The sequence below is a fragment of the Gemmatimonadaceae bacterium genome, from assembly GCA_037721215.1.
Taxonomy (GTDB): domain Bacteria; phylum Gemmatimonadota; class Gemmatimonadetes; order Gemmatimonadales; family Gemmatimonadaceae; genus UBA4720.
This window is the reverse complement of record JBBJNV010000024.1, coordinates 57,991-75,728: the sequence shown is the minus strand read 5'-3', so window position 1 is coordinate 75,728 and position 17,738 is coordinate 57,991. Positions and strand designations below refer to the sequence as shown.

The window sequence follows — 17,738 nt, the reverse complement described above, 5'->3', positions numbered from 1 at the left end:
ATCGTACGCGACAAGCAACCCGATCTCGACGAACCGCGAACCCTCGTCGCACAACCGGTTCACGCGCTCCCGGGCTGAGAGCTTCCCCTGCGAATGCAGTTTGGCCGTCCGCTCCAAGCCGCCGCCGAGTCGAACGCGCGTCTCGAGCTCCCGGATTTCGGCGCTGAGTTCGCGCAAACGCGACGTCACTTCAGGAGCCGGGTGGCGCCGCGCCTGCGCCCTCGCGGGCGGCGAACCACTCTTTTATGTAGTCGATCAACTCGGTCGTTGGCGTGCCGGGCCCGAACAGCCTTCCCACCCCCTGCGCCTGAAGCGACTCTATGTCTTCGCGGGGAATGATGCCGCCGCCGGTGATCAGAATGTCGTCCCTTCCCTGATCGCGAACGAGCTGCACAACTCTCGGGATGAGAGTCATGTGGGCACCGCTGAGAATGGAAAGCCCGATGACATCGGCATCTTCCTGTACGGCCGCAGTCGCAATCATCTCGGGCGTCTGGTGGAGGCCGGTATAGATGACTTCCATCCCGGCGTCGCGAAGCGCGGCGGCTACAACTTTAGCGCCACGGTCGTGGCCGTCGAGGCCGGGCTTGGCAACGAGAACTCGAATTGGTCTCATACAGGGTTCAAAGCTAGCGCTCACAAAGCCGATGCGGCAACGCGCCACCCGCATCGAATTGCCCGCAAGTAACTCTCAGTCCCGCCAATGATGGATCATCGTCATTCTTTTCTTGCAATCAACATCATCTCGCTGGACCTGCGCGTGAGTGGTCGCTCGGTGAATCCGTCGTATGCCTCTTCCACGATCAGCCCCGAGGCATTGAAAAGCTCTGCAAGGCGGCTGGCCGTATAGAGCCGTATCGTGTGAACGCGCCTGCCGGTTTGTTTCCCTTCCGAATGGAGGACCGACTCGATCGTCAGCACGCCGGACAGCGGATCGAACGACCGCGAATGCGCAACGATCGTTCCGTCTTCGGTTTCCCACCAGTCCCGCGCCAGAAATCGCGCCATGACGCCGTCGCGGCTGCCACCATGCCAGATAAGCATTCCACCGGGTCGGAGCGCGCGCGCAAACTCTCTCACCACGAGCGCGTCATCCAGCGGGTTCATGAAAAAACCGAACGATGTGAACAGATTGATGACGACATCGAACCGGCCTGTCCACTTCCCAGGCAGCTTTCGCATGTCGCCTGCCGAGTATCTCAGCTGCGAACTGATTCCGCGCTTTCGTGCGATCGCGAGAAGATCCTTCGAATAATCGAGGCCATCAACAGCAAACCCGGCTTCGGCCAGCAGGTGTGCATGCCGCCCCTGACCGCAAGGCACATCGAGCACGCGCGAGCCCACCGGCAGGCCCATTAGATCGACAATCCTTGCGACCTCAGCCCTGTCCCGTCCCGGAGTGAAGATCGGCTGGTATTCAAGTAAGTACTGCGAGTCGAAATAAGACTGCCACCACTCCGCGTGTGGTGTCAGAAGAAGACGGGCTCGCGATAGGCCCCGAACACATCTTCCATCGCCGCCCTGATCTCGTACAGCGTGCAGTATGCGCGCGCGGCGTCGAGGATGTGGGGCATCATGTTTTCGCTCGATCTGGCTGCGGTGCGCAATGCGTCCAGTCTTGTCTGCACGACGGCATTGTCGCGTGTGGCCCGCACGTGGGCGAGCCGCTCGCGTTGCTCCGCTTCTGTATCACCGATTTTCAGGAGCGGGATGGTCAGTTCCGGCTCATCGGTCACGAATTCATTCACGCCGACGATCACTCGGCGATGCTGCTCGATCTCCCATTGCTGCCGTGCCGCCGATTCAGCGATCTTGCGTTGCAGCCATCCCGTCTCGAGCCCTCGCACCACCCCGCCGATGTCCTCTATCTGGCGAAACAGGGATTCGGCTTCCTCTTCGAGACGAGTTGTAAGGGCTTCCATATAATACGAGCCGCCAAGCGGGTCGATGACGTTAGGTACGCCCGTCTCAAAGGCAAGAACCTGCTGCGTCCGCAGCGCCACTTGGACCGATTCTTCAGTAGGAAGCGCGAGAGTCTCGTCCATTGAATTCGTGTGAAGCGACTGCGTTCCTCCCAGCACCGCCGCCATCGCCTGATATGCGACGCGGACGACGTTGTTCATCGGTTGCTGGGCAGTGAGCGTGACACCCGCTGTCTGCGAATGGAATCGCATGACAAGCGAGCGCGGATCCCGCGCGCCGTAGCGACCCCGCAGGTGTCGCGCCCAGATGCGGCGAGCCGCACGAAGCTTGGCGATCTCCTCGAAGAAATCGTTGTGAATGTCCCAGAAAAACGAAAGCCTTGGTGCAAACGAATCCACGTCCAGACCGCGTTCGATCCCGCGTTCGACGTACGTGAATCCGTCGGCAAGCGTGAAGGCCAGCTCCTGCGCAGCAGTTGCGCCCGCTTCGCGGATATGGTACCCGGAGATTGAAATGGTATTCCACTGGGGAACGTGCTGTGCCGACCATTCGAAGCAGTCGACAATCAGGCGAAGCGCCGGCTCGATGGGATAGACCCACGCATGCTGCGCCATGTATTCCTTCAGGATATCATTCTGAATCGTGCCCCGAAGCTCCTTCGCGTCCACTCCCTGTTTTTCGGCGGCGGCGATGTAAAAACAATACAGAATCACTGCCGGACCATTGATCGTCATCGAAGTGGAAACCTTGTCCAGCGGTATTCCGTCGAACAGGACTTCCATGTCTGCGAGACTGGAAATAGCAACGCCGCACTTTCCGACCTCACCTTCGGAGCGGGGGTGATCCGAGTCGTATCCCATTAGTGTTGGAAAGTCGAACGCCACCGAGAGCCCGGTCTGGCCGTGCGCCAGCAGAAACTTGTAACGCTCGTTGGTATCCCGGGCGCTCCCGAAGCCGGCGAACTGACGCATGGTCCACAGCTTGCCGCGGTATCCTGTGGGATGAATTCCGCGAGTATATGGAAAGCCTCCCGGAACGCCCAGGTCGCGCGCGCTCAACCCCGCGATGTCGAGCGCGCTGTAAACCGCCTCAACTTCGGACTCGGAATTCGCGAACGTGATGTCCCGCTTCTGCGCAGCGCTGAACCTGCGTTTCCACTCGCCAATCTCGGCACGAAGCCGCTCGTTTTCAGCCGCTAGATCATCGGGGTCAGCGAGCTCGTCACCAGCGCTTGGTGCAGTATCGATAGACGTCACGCATTTGTCCCGGTTACGAGGTGCCCGTACGCCGCAAGCAGATCGTCGGCAACGGCATATGGTGTAACAGAACCAGCCTCGAGCTCATCCACTCTTCCCTTGAGCCAACCCCTGGCTCCCGGTGTATCCCAGAGCCGTCGCCGCATTCGGCGGTCGGCCACTTCAATGACTCTTTCAGATAGCCGCTCGCGCCGTCGCTCCCGCAGCGCGCCGGTATTCTCAAGATAACGGAAGTGCCGGTCGAGAGACTCTACGATGGCCGTGATCCCTTCTCCTTTGGCGGCTATTGAACTGAGCACTGGAGGAGTCCAGCGCGCATTGTCCGTGGCTTCCGTGGCCCTCAGTGGTGTGCGCTCCAACCGCTTCAGATCGACTCCGTGATGCGCCGGTACCTTTGGGTGCGCGGCGCCTTTCCTCAGCCCCAGCATCAGCTCGACGTCGTTGCGCAGCCTGTCTGCACCGGGGCGGTCAGCCTTGTTGACGACGAAGATGTCCGCAATCTCCATCACGCCCGCCTTGAGGGTCTGTATTGAATCGCCGGATTCAGGAACCAGCACCACCACTGTCGTGTCTGCTGTCCGCGCCACGTCAAGCTCCGACTGCCCGACTCCGACAGTTTCGATGATGATCCGATCGAATCCAAACCCGTCGAGCAGGTCCGAAATCTCGCGTGTCGACGCCGCCAGACCGCCAAGCGAGCCCCGGGTCGCCATCGATCGGATGAACACTCCGGGGTCGAGCGCCACGCGTTCCATCCTCACCCGGTCGCCGAGCAGTGCACCACCGGTGAATGGCGACGTTGGATCGACGCAAACGATTCCAACGGTGAGGCCGCCGATTCTGAACTGTTCCGCGAGCAATGTCGTGATTGTGCTCTTACCCGCACCTGGCGGGCCGGTGATGCCGATGCGGCGTGCATTTCCGAGCTTTGAATGCAGCGCGCCCAGTATTTCATCAACGCCGGGTCGCTGGTTCTCGACGATGCTTACCGCTCGAGCAAGGGCTGGAATTTTTCCGGCGGCAAACTCGCCAAGCAGTAGTTCAGCGGAGGCGTTCAAGGATTCGCTCCTGCCTGCGCCACATTGGAGATGTGGTGCGTGATTCGCCCTCGGGGTGCTCGAGTCCAGCGACATGGAGAGCGCCATGCACTACCAATCGGGACAGCTCGTCGCGCAAACCGATCCCAAGCCGTTTCGCATTCCGCCGCGCAACGTCGACGCAAATATAGATGTCACCAACCGCGGGCAAGCTTGACTGCTCGCGTCCCATGCCAAACGAGATCACGTCGGTGGGCCCGCGATGGCCAAGGTAGTCGTGATTCATTCGCCGCATGATCGTCGTACCGACGAACGCGACGGATACCATTGCGTCTGCTATGCGTTCCGCTCTGAGTGTCGTCTCGACGAGGGCTCTAACGCGGCCCGGCGCTAACGGCAGACGCCTGACGCTGGACGACACGTCGACAACGATGCCAGAACCGGTCATGGTCCGCTCAGTTGCCGGCGTCGTCAGCGTATGCCTTGATGATTTCCCGCACGAGGCGATGTCTAACGACATCCGAGTCGTTCAGATATTGGAAACCGATTCCGTCGATACCCGGAAGAATTCGTTCGATCTGGACGAGACCGGAGTCCTCGCGGCGCGGCAAATCTATCTGCGTCTTGTCGCCAGTGATCACCGTCTGCGAATTAACGCCGAGCCGCGTGAGAAACATTTTCATCTGGGCGTTGGTCGCGTTCTGCGCTTCATCGAGAATCACGAAAGCGTCGGCGAGTGTGCGTCCGCGCATGTAGGCCAGCGGGGCGATCTCGATGGTACGCGTTTCCAGCGCCTTTTGAACGCGCTCAGGTGGCATCATGTCTTCCAGCGCATCGTAGAGGGGCCGCAGATACGGATCGACTTTGGCCTGCAAGTCGCCAGGCAGGAAACCGAGGCTTTCGCCGGCCTCGACTGCAGGACGCGCAAGCACGATTCGCTTTACTCTCTTTCGTGCCAGTGCATCGACTGCAGCAGCCACTGCCAGATACGTCTTGCCTGTACCCGCAGGACCGATTCCAACGACGATATCGTTCTCCGAGATGAGCTTCAGGTATTCACTCTGACCGTTCGTTTTTGGCTGAATGACCTTGCGGATACCGGGCAGGACGATTCGCTGGAGAGCGTCGCCGCCGCCCCCGTCGCGCGGCGTCTCGATGCTGATGCGGAGAACGTCATCGGCAGTTAGCGGCATCTGCTGTCTGGCTGTCTCGATCATCCTGCGGGCGATCGGCGTCGCGCGGTTAATCACCTCCTGCGAACCGGACATGGTCAGCGAGTCGCCGCGCAGCGCAATCCTGGCGCCGCTCTGCTTCGATAGCTCGATCAGATTTTCGTCGTTCACTCCGGCGAGCGTCAGCATGTCGGCGCCCTCGGTCGACATTCGCTCGACAAGTTGTTCTTCAGTCGCGTTCGGCAGAGCTCATCTCCAGATGAAGCGCTTTGAGGTCGTCCGGATTCACCGGAGTGGGCGCGCCTTCGAAAAGTGCGCGCGCGGCAGTGGTCTTGGGAAATGCAATCACGTCGCGCAGCGACGGCGCGCTGGCAAGCATCATCGTGATCCGGTCGAATCCCAGCGCGATACCGCCGTGTGGCGGGGCACCGGCGCCCAGGGCTTCGATGAGGAACCCGAATCTCTCTTCGGCTTCAGCATCTGAAACTCCGAGCAGCGAGAGTATTCGACGCTGGGTGTCAGGGTCGTGAATGCGCATGCTTCCGCCGCCAAGCTCGGTGCCATTCATCACGATGTCGTACGCCAGGGCTCTTACCCTTTCGGGCGCGGATTCCAGCAGGTGGATATCGCCGGGATGCGGCGCCGTGAAGGGGTGGTGCACCGACGTGAGGCCGCCCCTGGTTGCATCGGCGCCAAACAGCGGAAAGTCCGTGACCCAGACCATTTCGACTGCAGCGTCAGCCGCAAGATTCAGCCGTCGGGCAATGTCCTGACGCACCCTGTCCAGCGCGGGACTTGTCTTATCGTCTGCTCCAGCCACGAGCAGGCACAGGTCGTCGTCTTCAAGATTGAGTCGTTCGGCTGCAGCCGTGTCGACATATTTCGCCACTGGCCCCTCCAGCACCCCCCCCACCCGCTTGAGGCGAAGAAGCCCCGTGGCACCGGCCGACCGCGCGATGGACTCGAGTTCATCCACCTGCTTGCGCGACATCGTCGCGCCCCCGGGGACGCGGATCCCGCGCACCCTGCCGCCCTCATCGAGCGCAGCACGCGTGATTGCGAAGTCAGCGTTGCGGAACGAATCCGTAGCGTCGAAGAGCCGCAACCCATACCGCAGATCGGGGCGGTCGCAACCATAGCTTTCCATCGCTTCTGCGTGCGAGATGCGCTGGAACGGGGTCTGGACTGTGAGGCCAGCGTCGGCGAACAGCGTTACCAGCAGAGTCTCGGTGAGCGACTGAATATCCTCGGGCGTCACAAACGAAGCCTCGATGTCAATCTGCGTAAACTCGGGTTGCCGATCCGCTCGCAGATCTTCGTCGCGAAAGCATCGTGCAATCTGAAAATATCGGTCGAAGCCGGACACCATCAACAGCTGTTTGTACAGCTGAGGTGACTGCGGCAATGCGTAAAATTCCCCCTGGTGCACGCGGCTTGGCACCAGGTAATCCCGCGCTCCCTCAGGAGTGGGCTTAGTCAGAATGGGCGTCTCGATCTCGAGGTACCCATGTTCATCCAGATAACGCCTGGTCGACTGCAGCAGGCGGTGCCGCAGAATGATGTTATGCTGAAGCTCGAAGCGCCGGAGATCCAGATGCCGGTGGCGCAGCCGAAGCTCTTCGGCGGCGAGCTTCTCGCCTTTGCCCCTCGCAACGGGTATTGCCGGCGTGCGGGCTGGACCGAGAATCTCGAGACTGCTGGCCCGGACTTCGATCGCGCCGCTTGCAATGTCGGCATTTCGCATCTCGGCAGGGCGCGCTGCGACTTCGCCCGTCACGCGGATGACAGTTTCGCTGCCCAGGCTCGTCGCGGCAGCGATTACCTCAGGCGGTGTCCACTGGGGATCGAACGAAACCTGGAGCAGACCCGCGCGATCTCTGAGATCGACGAAGACAATCCCGCCGAGGTTTCGCGATCGGTGAACCCAGCCAGCGACCGAGACCGCAGTTCCCGCATTTTCGGCGCGCAGCGACCCGGCCCTGTGAGAGCGGAGGGCGGTGGTAAAGACGCTTTCGTCGATCAATAATTGAGCGGATGAAGATGAGGTCTCAACTGGTTAAACTTAAGGGTGGCATACATTTGGTGGAAGGAGTGGCGGTGACGGACGACGTAGCGGTGCCCAACTCGACGGAGCGCATAAACCTGCTGGATATGCTGCCGCAGGAAGCAGATGCTGCGCTGCGCGCGTTTGCATTGACCGTCGGAGAGCGACCATTCCGTGCGACACAGGTGATGCGACATCTCTGGAAATCGCCGGTGAATGCATTCGGGGACATGGCCGGCCTGCCCAGGGAATTCAGCGATGCCCTCTCGGAAGCGTTCGAGATACCCCGCCTCTCGCTTTCAGCGAGGCAACAATCGGCGGATGGAACGGAAAAATTCCTGTTCAGGCTTGCAGATGGAGAACACATCGAGACCGTCTCGATCCCCGAGGGGTCACGACTGACCCTTTGCATCTCGTCTCAGGCCGGCTGCGCATTGCAGTGCTCATTCTGTGCGACGGGAGCGATGGGGTTTTCGCGCAACCTGCGGATCTTCGAAATTGCGGGGCAGGCGCGGGAGGCGGCGATGCTGCTGGGCCGTCAGCCGACCAATATCGTTTTCATGGGCATGGGTGAGCCACTGATGAACTGGGCGCCGGTGGGCGCGACCCTCACGATTCTCAACGACGAGTCGGGGTTTGGCATCGGCGCGCGGCACATCACGGTTTCTACGGTCGGGATACTCCCCGGTATCGTCGCACTTGGTGACCGTCGGGAGCAGTTCCGGCTGGCTATCTCGATCCACGCTCCCACAGACGCCCTCAGGCGCTCGATGATGCCGATCAATACGAGGTATCCGCTGGCGGAGGTCGTCGAGGCGGCGAAAGCGTTCGACAGACGGGTGACGTTCGAGTATGTAATGCTGCAGAATGTCAACGATCAACCCGAACACGCGATCCAGCTTGCCACGCTCGCGAGAGAATGCAGGGCATTCGTCAATCTGATACCGCTTCATCCCGGAGGAGCGGGCAATTTTACTCCCACCGCTCCTCAGGCCATCGCCGCATTTGCACGAGGCATCCGGGCCGGCGGAGTTGAGGTTGCCATCAGGAAAAGCCGCGGCAAGGACATCGCCGCTGCCTGCGGCCAGCTAAGGGTAGAACGGCAGCGGCGGCGGGCGCCAGTCAGCGCCGACGAGCACGGTAACATCCAGATAGCGTAGACTGTCGGGCCGGGATTCCACACGTGCGCCGAACGCACCGCCTACGAGCTGGGCCCATGCGGGGTGATTCGACCGGTCAATCACAAGCGTCTGGGAGCGTTGTTCGCGCGCAGTTCCAACCGCGACCACGTCAAAGCCGCGGTCGCGCAGAAAGAGCGTGGCGCGGCGGGCCAGACCTCGCGTCCGCGTAGCGTTGAGCACTTCCACTTTGATGCGGATATTCGGCGGCACGAGCCGCCCGGCGACGACCTCAGCAGCGGCAGGCTTTCCAAATACATGGGAGCCCTTATAAAAACGGGCACCGTACCACCCGGCGGTCGCGACAACGATGGCCAGGACGATCCACCGCCCCGGCTTCACCTCAGACTATTCCAGAGAGCGACCGTTTCCGGAAAAATGTGATTGCCTTCGCGAACCGACCAGTCGAGCCGGAATCGTACGACCTGGCGAAACACCGAATCGAAGGAATGAGGCACCTGGGCAGCAAGAAAATGCCTGTCTTCCCGCGAGAATTTCCGGCCTGGCTCCAGGTAATCGGCCATGTAAAGCGCCTTGCCGGTTCTGCCCCAGTTGGCGGAGCCGACGGTGTGGTAGCGCACCGCATCGAGCACTGTCGCGCGGCGTTCACCGTCTGCCTCGAGCAATGTGGCGGCGGCCGGGCCATGCAGCAAAGCCGCAGGCGTCGTTTTGTCGCCGGTGATCTCGCGCAGCCGGGCATCGCTTGCATCCCGAAGCGCATCGTGCCATGCGCCCGCATCTATCCAGGCGTTGGCCTCGCTGGCGTCAAGCCGCATGGCCGACGCCCAGGCCCGCAGGAGCGAAGTCACGCGCTCTATGTGAGCGAGCCGCTTTGACCCGATCGTCGCCCAGAGCGGAAGCCCGTTGGCGTCAGTTTCCATCTGTCTGGTCGAGGATCACATTGTCAATAAGCCGCGTTTCGCCCACCCGCGCTGCGGTAATCGCAGCCCAGACTCCGGCGGGTTCCCGTGACTCTCCGCCGGTAGCGGGCTCGAACGTCTGCCGGTCGACGACAGCGAAATAATTCATCTGCACCTCGCGCTCCAGGCGGAATACATCCATCCCTGCCGCTTCGAGTGCGCGGGGATCTGTTTCCCCATTGCGGTACGCCAACCGCGCAGCATTCAGCGCCCGTCTGAGAACGAGCGCACGCGTTTTTTCCGCCGTCGTCAGGAAGCGATTACGGCTCGACATCGCAAGCCCGGCTTCGTCCCTCACCGTGGGCGCGACGATCACTGATAACGTCATGCTGAGATCGCGAACCATCGTGCCGACGAGTGCAACCTGCTGGAGGTCCTTCTGCCCGAATACGGCAAAGTGTGGGTTCACCATGTTGAATAATTTTGCCACTACCGTCAGCATGCCATCGAAGTGTCCCGGGCGTATCTCGCCTTCCCATCTCGCGGCAGCCCGGCCAGCGGAGATTGTTACTGTGGGTTGCACTGGGTACATCTCACTGACGGTCGGCGTGAATAGCACGTCTGTACCGCAGGCGCGCGCCAGATTCTCATCATCCTCGATAGGCCGCGGGTAGCGAGTGTAATCCTCGCTGGGGCCGAACTGAAGAGGGTTGACGAAGATGCTCGTCACGACCATGTCGGACGAGCTGCGGGCGCGATCGATCAGGCTTGCGTGGCCGGCGTGAAGCGCGCCCATTGTCGGCACAAATCCAATTGTCCTGCGATTCCTGCGGACATCCGCCAGCGAGTCGCGCAAAGCTTCCACCGTCGAAACGCGAACCATATCAGTTGCTATGGTCGGCACTCGGATACTGACCAGCCCTCACTTCATCAGCATAGTTGCCGACAGCGCTCCGAACGACACTGCCAAGTTCCGCGTAGCGTTTGAGAAAACGCGGCGAAAAACTCTCGTTGAGCCCCAGCAGATCTGGTAACACGAGCACCTGCCCATCACAGGATGGACCAGCTCCGATGCCAATTGTCGGAATAGATACGGATTCGGTCACACGAGCGGCCAACGCGCCTGGTACCAGTTCGAGAACGATCGAGAATGCGCCTGCCTCTTCAATCGCCCTGGCCTGCTCCACCATCCTGTCGGCGTCCGATGCTTCCCTTCCCTGTACACGCATCCCCATCATCCGTATGGACTGAGGCGTAAATCCCAGATGAGCCATTACCGGAATCCCGATTCGCGTCAGCGCGGCAATCGTCGCGACTATCTCTGCGCTGCCGCCTTCGAGCTTAACCGCATCGGCGCCGGTCTCCTGCATCACCCGCCCGCAGTTCAGGATCGCGCTTTCCTGACTTGCCTGATACGTGAGAAACGGCATGTCGACGACGAGTAATGCACGCTGTACACCGCGCCTGACGGCGGAGCCATGGTAGATCATGTTGTCGAGCGTCACGGGCAGCGTCGTTTCGAACCCTGCCACCACGTTACCCACTGAATCGCCAACCAGCACGACGTCGACTCCCGAGGAGTCGACGAGGCGGGCGAACAACACGTCGTACGCAGTGACGACGACAATCCTGCGTCCCTCCGGCTTCATCTTCGCGATCTCTCTGATCGTCACTTTCCTGCCGGGAGTGCCTCCTTCAGCCATCGACGTTACCCATCCAGCGCCGCACGAAGCGAGCGCGTGAGCACCAGCGCGCTCTCGACGCCCTCGGTTGTCGCGCGAACCAGTGCACTGCCTACAACCACACCGTCGGCGATCCGGCCAATCGCGCGAGCATGTTCTGGACGGGATACACCGAAGCCGACGCAGATCGGCAATTCCGTGGCGGCCCGCAGTCGCGCTGCCGTGCCAGGCAGATCGGCAGCGATTTCATTCTGCATGCCGGTAACTCCAAGACGGCTGATCAGATAAACAAAGCCGCTTCCGTTGCGGGCAATCTCTGACATCCGGCCGGCGGGCGTCGTTGGCGCAACCAGCCGAATGAAGGCGAGCCCACTTTCCCCCAGCCAGTCTTCTCTTTCCCTGTCAGCGCCCAGTGGCAGATCCGTCACCAGCACCCCGTCGATTCCGGCGTCGGCGGCTCGAGACAGCACATCCTTTCCTGCCGCAAGAAGCGGATTGAGATAGCTGAAGAGAACGGTCGGAATCGCGACGTTTGCCCGCGCAACGAGGTCCAATACACGGTCGAGGTTCATGCCGGCCGCCAGAGCATGCTGCGAACTCTGCTGAATTACCGGCCCGTCGGCAATCGGATCCGAAAACGGAACGCCAATCTCGATGACGTCGGCTCCTGCTTCCTCCAATTCCTGCAACAGCTCCAGCGACTGGGCGATGTCGGGGTAGCCGGCAGTGACGTAGCAGACAAGTGCCTTCCCGCCGCTCTCCCGGAGGTCGGCGAAGCGCTGATCGATTTTACTGGATGAAGTAATCGCCAACGTTGATGCCATAGCGTTCCGGGTCAGCAGTCTTGATGATCGTGCGGGGATAGTCGCCGTTGCCATCCTGCTGCGCAAGGTCGATCGAGACTGCGGGCCGAAGGATATTTCCGAGCGCGTCGCTGACCAGCCGGACGATTGGACGCGATAGTGCGCCCTGATTCGGATTAGCCGAATGGACGACGGCAAGCTCGAACGTGCCCAGCACGACGAGCGTTCCCACCCGATAGATGCCAAGCAGATTGATGAAGGCCTTCACGACTACGGGATCCATGCCGCGTTTCGGATTGTCGCGCATCTCCTGCAGCACCGCCGAGGGCGGATAGGGAATGGTCTGGTATACCCGTCGCGAAGTTGCGGCGTCGTAACCGTCGGCGACCGCAACGATCTTGCTGGTCATGCTCATCGACCGGGGCCGAACAGGCTTGGGGTATCCGCTCATGTCGCCGCGCATGTGATGCTCGTAGGCAACTGTCATCGCTCTGTACGAAACATCGTCATACCGTCCGCGAAGCTGGAAAAGCACGAGAACTCCAAGCCAGGGATGGGAAGCAATATGTCTCCACTCATCTACCGACAGCTCGGCCGATTTATGCAGGAATCCCAGGGGAACACGTGACTTGCCGATGTCGTGCATCAGGGCCGATAACCCGAGATCGAAGAGCTGGATTTTCGTCATGCCCAGCCGCCTCCCGAGGGCGACGGAAAAAATGCAGACGTTGACGCTGTGCGTGAACGTATACTCATTGTAGTCGCGGATGGCCGTGAGGCCAATGAGCGACGTCTCTTCGTTGAGAATCTGATCGACGATGCCCTGCACCACCCGCTTGATCTTCTTGATGCTCGGCGTTCGTCCCATGCGAACGGAGTTGATGACGTCTTTCGTGGCCGCTACCGACTGCGTGTAGGTACGGGTGGCCGCCTGACGTAACTCCTCTGCTGATTCGAGGTGGGACTCGTGCTCCACAGGCCCCGCGATCTCGAGGTCGTTGACACCGGCCGAGTGCAAATGAGCCAGGATCTCGTCGAGCCTCTCCTGCGATTCCTCGGTCGTTCCCGCGTGGATGAGCGAAAGGAGCACCAGCCAGCTCCGAGGCGTCGCATCGACGAGGACGCGGAGTGTACCGATCCCCGATTCACGGCACAGCCGCAACAGATATCCAAAACTTGCGTAATTGGTCAGATCGAGGCGCAACCGGGTTGAGTTGATGAAGATGAACTCGCCCGAGACGCGGAATTCGAGTTCACGCTCGCGCAGCGCAATTTCCTGCGCAATGCCGGCAAGCTCGGCGAGAGTTTTCTGCACCGCCGTGTGCTCTACCGGATAGAGCTTGATTGCCCGGAGGGTTCCATAAAGCGACACGATGAAATCGCGGCCACGCTTTCGGATATAAGCTGCACTTGCTGCGTCGCTCGCGAGTCCCGGACGCGGCCGTTCGGCAGGTTGTTCAGCCACGGAGCGCCCTGCTGACGGCGTTGCGAACCAGCACATCGCGATCGGCTAGCGCGCCCTGGAGAGCGCTCATCGCCCGGTCAGTTCCGACCTTGCCGAGAGCCATCGCTGCACACGCCCGCATCTCGCCGTCTTCGCGCCGGCCAAGCAGCTTCCTGGAGTTTAGAATGTCGTTCAGCAGCGCTACGCCGGAGTCGCCGCAGAGCGCGCCGTAGCTTTCGAAAAACGCCATTTTTTCTGCGAGTGTTCCATCCTTGAGAGCGCGGTTTTTTATATGCGCCTCGATGCCGGAAACCGCGCCGTGATGCTTTCGAATACCAAGCAGTCTCACCGCCGAGATGCGGATTTCCCGATCGTCGTCCTGAAGCGACCGCTGCGCTGGTTTTCAGCGACCCGGCGCGACGGATTGCCTCTAAGGCGACAACGTCGTCATCGGAAGAAATCAATCGGACCAGCTCGGCTGTATGTGATGCCGCCAGGCGGGAACTCGCATTCTCCAGCAATGCGCGTAGTTCTGCATTGCGGCTGCGTCCAATCCACGAAAGGACAGTCGACAACGCAACGGGTTTCAGCTGCGCAAAAAGTTCGTTCAGGTCATTCTGAGGAGGCCGCAGCGGGGTCTCCTCGAGTGCGTGCAGCAACTGTTCGAGCGCTTCTTTCTCGCTCAGCCTGTCCGACAGCTGTACAAAGCGCTGGCGCTGCGCGTCCAGAATCTCGTGAGCCCGCCCCCCGGTCACCACAGCTTCGCGAATGAGGTATGCAGCGCTTCTGAACTGTGCCAGCGAGAGCAGCAGGAGGAAGAATCCGTCAAGGATTCCTGCGATCTCCTCGCGTACCGTGGGATCGGCTTCCTGCTCGTAGGTATCCAGCAGCGACGCGATAACGTTCGTTCGCAGATCCGACGAAAAATCGCGCCGGATCTCGCCCTGGAGACAGTCGATTTCTCTATCGTCGAGGAAATAAAGCGTCGAATCGTACTCATCCATACGGGCGATGGATGAAGATGCCAGCACCTGCGCTTCCTGCTCTATCTCGCGAGGCGAGACGACCTTTTCGAACTGCTCCCCGCGTGTGCTCTCGAGAGGAGCGCCGCCCTCCATGGCCAGATCCACGTACCTGTACTGCAGGCAAGTGAAATGCTGCTCCCACAGCAGGGTGAGAATGTCGTCATCGTCGGCCGACGCAAGCCTTGCGCGCTGGATCAGCGTCAGCAGCCGGAGCATTTCCTCCGCCTCGAACTCCCGGCGAAACAAAAGCTCGCGCACACCATCCTTGAAGAAGAGCCACGGGAGGCTGTCTGAAGTCCTTCCCTGTTCCTCGAGAACGATCTGCCCGAGCCAGACAAACCCGGTCTCTGTAACCTGGAGCGTGAGTTGTTCTGTCTCATCCCAGAGCGAGCAGAATGCAGCCCGGCACGCTTCGATCGCCCGCGAATGCATCGGATGTTGGTCAAGTACAACTGATGCGCTCGGACCGCCTTGCAGAAAACACGCAACAGGTCGACTACGAGTGCCGCATCGAAGGGCGTCTCGGCTTCCTCCTCCCCGATTTCCCGCGCGGCCAGTCCGGTCACCCGCCCAGCATCCCGAGCTCAGTGACTTGTGCCATATCCTTGTCACCGCGTCCGCTCACACAAATCAGAATTGCATCGCTGGCGTTCCATCTGGCACTGTTGTCCGCCACCCATGCAATGGCATGGGATGTTTCGAGGGCGGGAATAATACCTTCGAGACGACTGAGCATTGAAAACCCGCGCAAAGCGTCTGCATCGGTCGCGGCGACATATTCGGCTCGTCCTGAGTCGCGAAGGTAGGCGTGTTCGGGACCCACTCCCGGATAGTCGAGTCCGGCAGAAATCGAATGCGCCGGTTGTACCTGGCCATCTTCGTCCTGCAGCAGGTAGCTCAGCGCACCGTGCAGGACTCCTGGCCTGCCCTTCAGAAGAGACGCCGAATGTTCGCCCGATTCAAGACCGCGCCCGGCGGCTTCGACGCCGATCAGACGAACCGCGGTGTCGAGCTCGAATGGATGAAAGATTCCCATGGCGTTCGACCCGCCGCCGACGCATGCAACGACTGCCGTTGGCAGGCGGCCGGCGGTCTCGAGCATTTGTTGCCGGGCCTCGCGGCCAATCACCGACTGGAATTCCCTCACCATCAGCGGATAAGGCGCAGGGCCGACGACGGACCCGATGATGTAGTAGCTGTGCTCAACGTTGGTGACCCAGTCGCGAATCGCCTCGCTGGTCGCGTCTTTCAACGTTCTCGTTCCCGATGTAACGGGCACGACCTTCGCTCCCATCAGCTCCATTCGGTAGACATTGAGCGATTGGCGGCGAATATCCTCTTCGCCCATGTAGACCGTGCAGTCGAGGCCGAATCGCGCGCAGACGGTGGCGGTCGCGACTCCGTGCTGGCCCGCGCCGGTTTCCGCGATGATGCGCTTTTTCCCCATGCGCATGGCGAGGAGTGCCTGTCCGACGGTGTTGTTGATCTTGTGTGCGCCGGTGTGATTGAGGTCTTCGCGCTTGAGATAGACGCTGGCGCCCACGCGTTCCGACAGCCTCGGTGCGGTACTCAGCGGAGACGGCCTGCCCACGTAGCTGGAAAGCATTTCGTCGACCTCCCTGACAAACGCGGGATCGCTCATCGCTCCGGCAAATGCCCTTTCCAGCTCGTCGAGTGCCGGTATGAGCGTTTCCGGGACGTAGCGTCCGCCAAAGGCGCCAAAGCGATCGTTCTGCAGGGATGCTGTCATGTAGTCAGTGGTTGCTGCGCGGGTGCACGGTCGCGCCTCCAATATCAGGACGCGGAACGCACCGCTTGCGCAAACGTTCGCATGAGATTGTGGTCCTTGATGCCCGGGGCGGCCTCAACTCCAGAAGATACATCGACGACGGCGGGCGATAGCGCTCGGATTGCGTTTACCACATTCAACGGCGTGAGACCGCCCGCGACGATCACCGGTTTTATTGCCGAAAGCGCGTGCGTGTCATTGGCAAGGGCAATCCAATCGAACGCCACTCCGCTACCGCCGCTCAGTCCCGCGACGCTCGTGTCGAGCAGCACAGCATCGGTTTCCGTCGCAATTTCCAGAACATGCCGGCTCAATGAGCGGCTCGCCGGATCGATGCCCGCGACAAGCCATATGGCGCCGCTGAACAGCGCCCGCAGCTCACGGATCGCCGCGGTATCGAAAGCGCCATGAAGCTGAACCGCGTCGAGGCCCGCCTCAGCGGCCGTGGAGACGATGCCAGCTAAAGGTGCGTCGCGAAATACACCTACTTTCCGGACACTGTCTGGCAGAGCGCTGAAGACGCTCTTCGCCTGCTGCGTGCTCACCCGGCGACGGCTGCCGGGCGCGAAGATCACTCCTGCGTGAGAGGCTCCGAGTTTCCCAGCCAGCCGCGCATCCTCGGGGCGCATGAGGCCGCAAAATTTGACCGACGTCATCGGCCGGTCACCGGTCGGTCAGCTTGAACGACGGCGGCGCGGAATGGCCGCCAGGGCCCGGACCGCCTTTGTCGGATCAGCAGACGAAGAAACAATCGATCCAACCAGAACGGCGTCGGCCCCTGCATCGGCGGCACGCTCGACCTCGCCAGCACTCAAATAACCGCTCTCGGCGACGGCAATCAGGTGGTGCGGGATGAGCGGCAGCACACGGAGCACCGTCGAAGAGTCAATCTCCAGCGTTTCGAGATTCCGGTTATTGACGCCGATAATCGTCGCTTCGGCGCGGAGAGCCCGCTCGAGTTCGCGCTCATCGCGGATTTCGAAAAGAATCTCCAGTCCGAGGTCGCGCGCTGTGCGGGCCATCTCCAGAAGCCGCTCGGGTGCCAGGGCTCTGACAATCAGCAGAGCAGCGGATGCCCCAAGTGATGTCGCTTCGATAAGCTGAATCTCTTCGACGTGGAAATCCTTTCGAATAACGGGTAGCCGGCTGGCCGCCACCACGTCGATCAGGTCTGCATTACTTCCGCCAAAACGGGCGGGCTCTGTGAGAACAGATATCGCAGCGGCTCCCCCGTCCGCATATGCCACTGACTGCGGGCCAGCACAGATGCTGGAGTTGATGGCCCCCTTCGACGGGGATGCCCGTTTTACCTCGGCGATCACGGCGACAAAAGCACTGCTCAGGGCGGGTGCCAGCCTGAGTACCGGCCTGCGCGCGGCTGCCGCGCGTTCCAGCTCGCGTGTTCGCACCTTTAACGCAGCGGCGCGCCCCCGGGCCGCTTCGGTCAGCTCGCCGAGTGTACCGACAGGCCTCTGCCATGCCGAAAAGTCTTGCGTTTCGGTACTTGTTCGGATAATCTTACTTC

At 61.0% G+C, this 17,738-nt stretch carries 19 protein-coding genes; 1 reads left to right on the top strand and 18 read right to left on the bottom strand.

Annotation, left to right across the window (positions count from 1 at the left end):
• The 8 genes from WKF55_13405 to aspS all read right to left on the bottom strand — a co-directional run.
• Positions 1-189: acyl-CoA carboxylase subunit beta (locus WKF55_13405; protein ID MEJ7760574.1), on the bottom strand; the 189-nt coding region annotated here is incomplete at its 3' end.
• Between the two features lies 1 nt (position 190).
• Entirely contained in the window at positions 191-616 is a 426-nt protein-coding gene (locus WKF55_13400) for a cobalamin B12-binding domain-containing protein (GenBank protein MEJ7760573.1), read from the bottom strand.
• A gap of 101 nt (positions 617-717) precedes the next feature.
• Positions 718-1,407 carry a methyltransferase domain-containing protein gene (locus WKF55_13395; protein ID MEJ7760572.1) on the bottom strand — a complete coding sequence of 230 codons (690 nt, stop codon included), beginning with the start codon at positions 1,405-1,407 and terminating at the stop codon, positions 718-720.
• Between the two features lie 62 nt (positions 1,408-1,469).
• The gene (locus WKF55_13390; protein MEJ7760571.1) at positions 1,470-3,179 is read right to left on the bottom strand and encodes a methylmalonyl-CoA mutase family protein; all 1,710 of its coding nucleotides are present in this window, start codon (positions 3,177-3,179) and stop codon (positions 1,470-1,472) included.
• On the bottom strand, positions 3,176-4,237 hold the full coding sequence (gene meaB, locus WKF55_13385) for a methylmalonyl Co-A mutase-associated GTPase MeaB (GenBank protein ID MEJ7760570.1): 1,062 nt from the start codon (positions 4,235-4,237) through the stop codon (positions 3,176-3,178). The genes WKF55_13390 and meaB overlap by 4 nt, the downstream gene beginning before the upstream one ends.
• Positions 4,221-4,664 (bottom strand): rRNA maturation RNase YbeY, encoded by a 444-nt coding sequence (gene ybeY, locus WKF55_13380; GenBank protein MEJ7760569.1) that lies wholly within the window; start codon positions 4,662-4,664, stop codon positions 4,221-4,223. Before ybeY ends, meaB begins: the two co-directional genes overlap by 17 nt.
• Positions 4,665-4,671: 7 nt before the next feature.
• Positions 4,672-5,598 (bottom strand): PhoH family protein, encoded by a 927-nt coding sequence (locus WKF55_13375; protein ID MEJ7760568.1) that lies wholly within the window; start codon positions 5,596-5,598, stop codon positions 4,672-4,674.
• 19 nt (positions 5,599-5,617) lie between these two features.
• On the bottom strand, positions 5,618-7,411 hold the full coding sequence (aspS, locus tag WKF55_13370) for an aspartate--tRNA ligase (GenBank protein ID MEJ7760567.1): 1,794 nt from the start codon (positions 7,409-7,411) through the stop codon (positions 5,618-5,620).
• 74 nt (positions 7,412-7,485) lie between these two features.
• Here aspS and rlmN point away from each other — a divergent pair, with 74 nt between their 5' ends.
• Positions 7,486-8,592, top strand: coding sequence for a 23S rRNA (adenine(2503)-C(2))-methyltransferase RlmN (rlmN, locus tag WKF55_13365; GenBank protein ID MEJ7760566.1), 1,107 nt, complete (start codon positions 7,486-7,488; stop codon positions 8,590-8,592).
• On the opposite strand, the gene WKF55_13360 is transcribed toward rlmN, so the two are convergent.
• From WKF55_13360 to WKF55_13315, 10 genes are all read right to left on the bottom strand, one after another.
• Positions 8,521-8,952 carry a LytR C-terminal domain-containing protein gene (locus WKF55_13360; GenBank protein MEJ7760565.1) on the bottom strand — a complete coding sequence of 144 codons (432 nt, stop codon included), beginning with the start codon at positions 8,950-8,952 and terminating at the stop codon, positions 8,521-8,523. The two genes, rlmN and WKF55_13360, sit on opposite strands and share 72 nt — an antisense overlap.
• On the bottom strand, positions 8,949-9,491 hold the full coding sequence (locus WKF55_13355; protein MEJ7760564.1) for a hypothetical protein: 543 nt from the start codon (positions 9,489-9,491) through the stop codon (positions 8,949-8,951). Before WKF55_13355 ends, WKF55_13360 begins: the two co-directional genes overlap by 4 nt.
• Entirely contained in the window at positions 9,481-10,374 is an 894-nt protein-coding gene (panC, locus tag WKF55_13350) for a pantoate--beta-alanine ligase (protein ID MEJ7760563.1), read from the bottom strand. Before panC ends, WKF55_13355 begins: the two co-directional genes overlap by 11 nt.
• Positions 10,355-11,173 (bottom strand): 3-methyl-2-oxobutanoate hydroxymethyltransferase, encoded by an 819-nt coding sequence (panB, locus tag WKF55_13345; GenBank protein MEJ7760562.1) that lies wholly within the window; start codon positions 11,171-11,173, stop codon positions 10,355-10,357. The genes panC and panB overlap by 20 nt, the downstream gene beginning before the upstream one ends.
• A gap of 5 nt (positions 11,174-11,178) precedes the next feature.
• On the bottom strand, positions 11,179-11,976 hold the full coding sequence (gene trpA, locus WKF55_13340; protein ID MEJ7760561.1) for a tryptophan synthase subunit alpha: 798 nt from the start codon (positions 11,974-11,976) through the stop codon (positions 11,179-11,181).
• Positions 11,942-13,420, bottom strand: coding sequence for an HD domain-containing phosphohydrolase (locus WKF55_13335; GenBank protein MEJ7760560.1), 1,479 nt, complete (start codon positions 13,418-13,420; stop codon positions 11,942-11,944). The genes trpA and WKF55_13335 overlap by 35 nt, the downstream gene beginning before the upstream one ends.
• Before the next feature lie 77 nt (positions 13,421-13,497).
• On the bottom strand, positions 13,498-14,856 hold the full coding sequence (locus WKF55_13330) for a hypothetical protein (GenBank protein ID MEJ7760559.1): 1,359 nt from the start codon (positions 14,854-14,856) through the stop codon (positions 13,498-13,500).
• A 130-nt stretch (positions 14,857-14,986) separates the two neighbouring features.
• A complete protein-coding gene (gene trpB, locus WKF55_13325) occupies positions 14,987-16,174 on the bottom strand; it encodes a tryptophan synthase subunit beta (GenBank protein MEJ7760558.1) in 1,188 nt (395 codons plus the stop codon).
• Positions 16,175-16,218: 44 nt separating this feature from the next.
• Positions 16,219-16,869, bottom strand: coding sequence for a phosphoribosylanthranilate isomerase (locus tag WKF55_13320; GenBank protein ID MEJ7760557.1), 651 nt, complete (start codon positions 16,867-16,869; stop codon positions 16,219-16,221).
• An 18-nt stretch (positions 16,870-16,887) separates the two neighbouring features.
• Positions 16,888-17,622, bottom strand: coding sequence for an indole-3-glycerol phosphate synthase TrpC (locus WKF55_13315; GenBank protein ID MEJ7760556.1), 735 nt, complete (start codon positions 17,620-17,622; stop codon positions 16,888-16,890).
• Positions 17,623-17,738 lie beyond the last annotated feature (116 nt).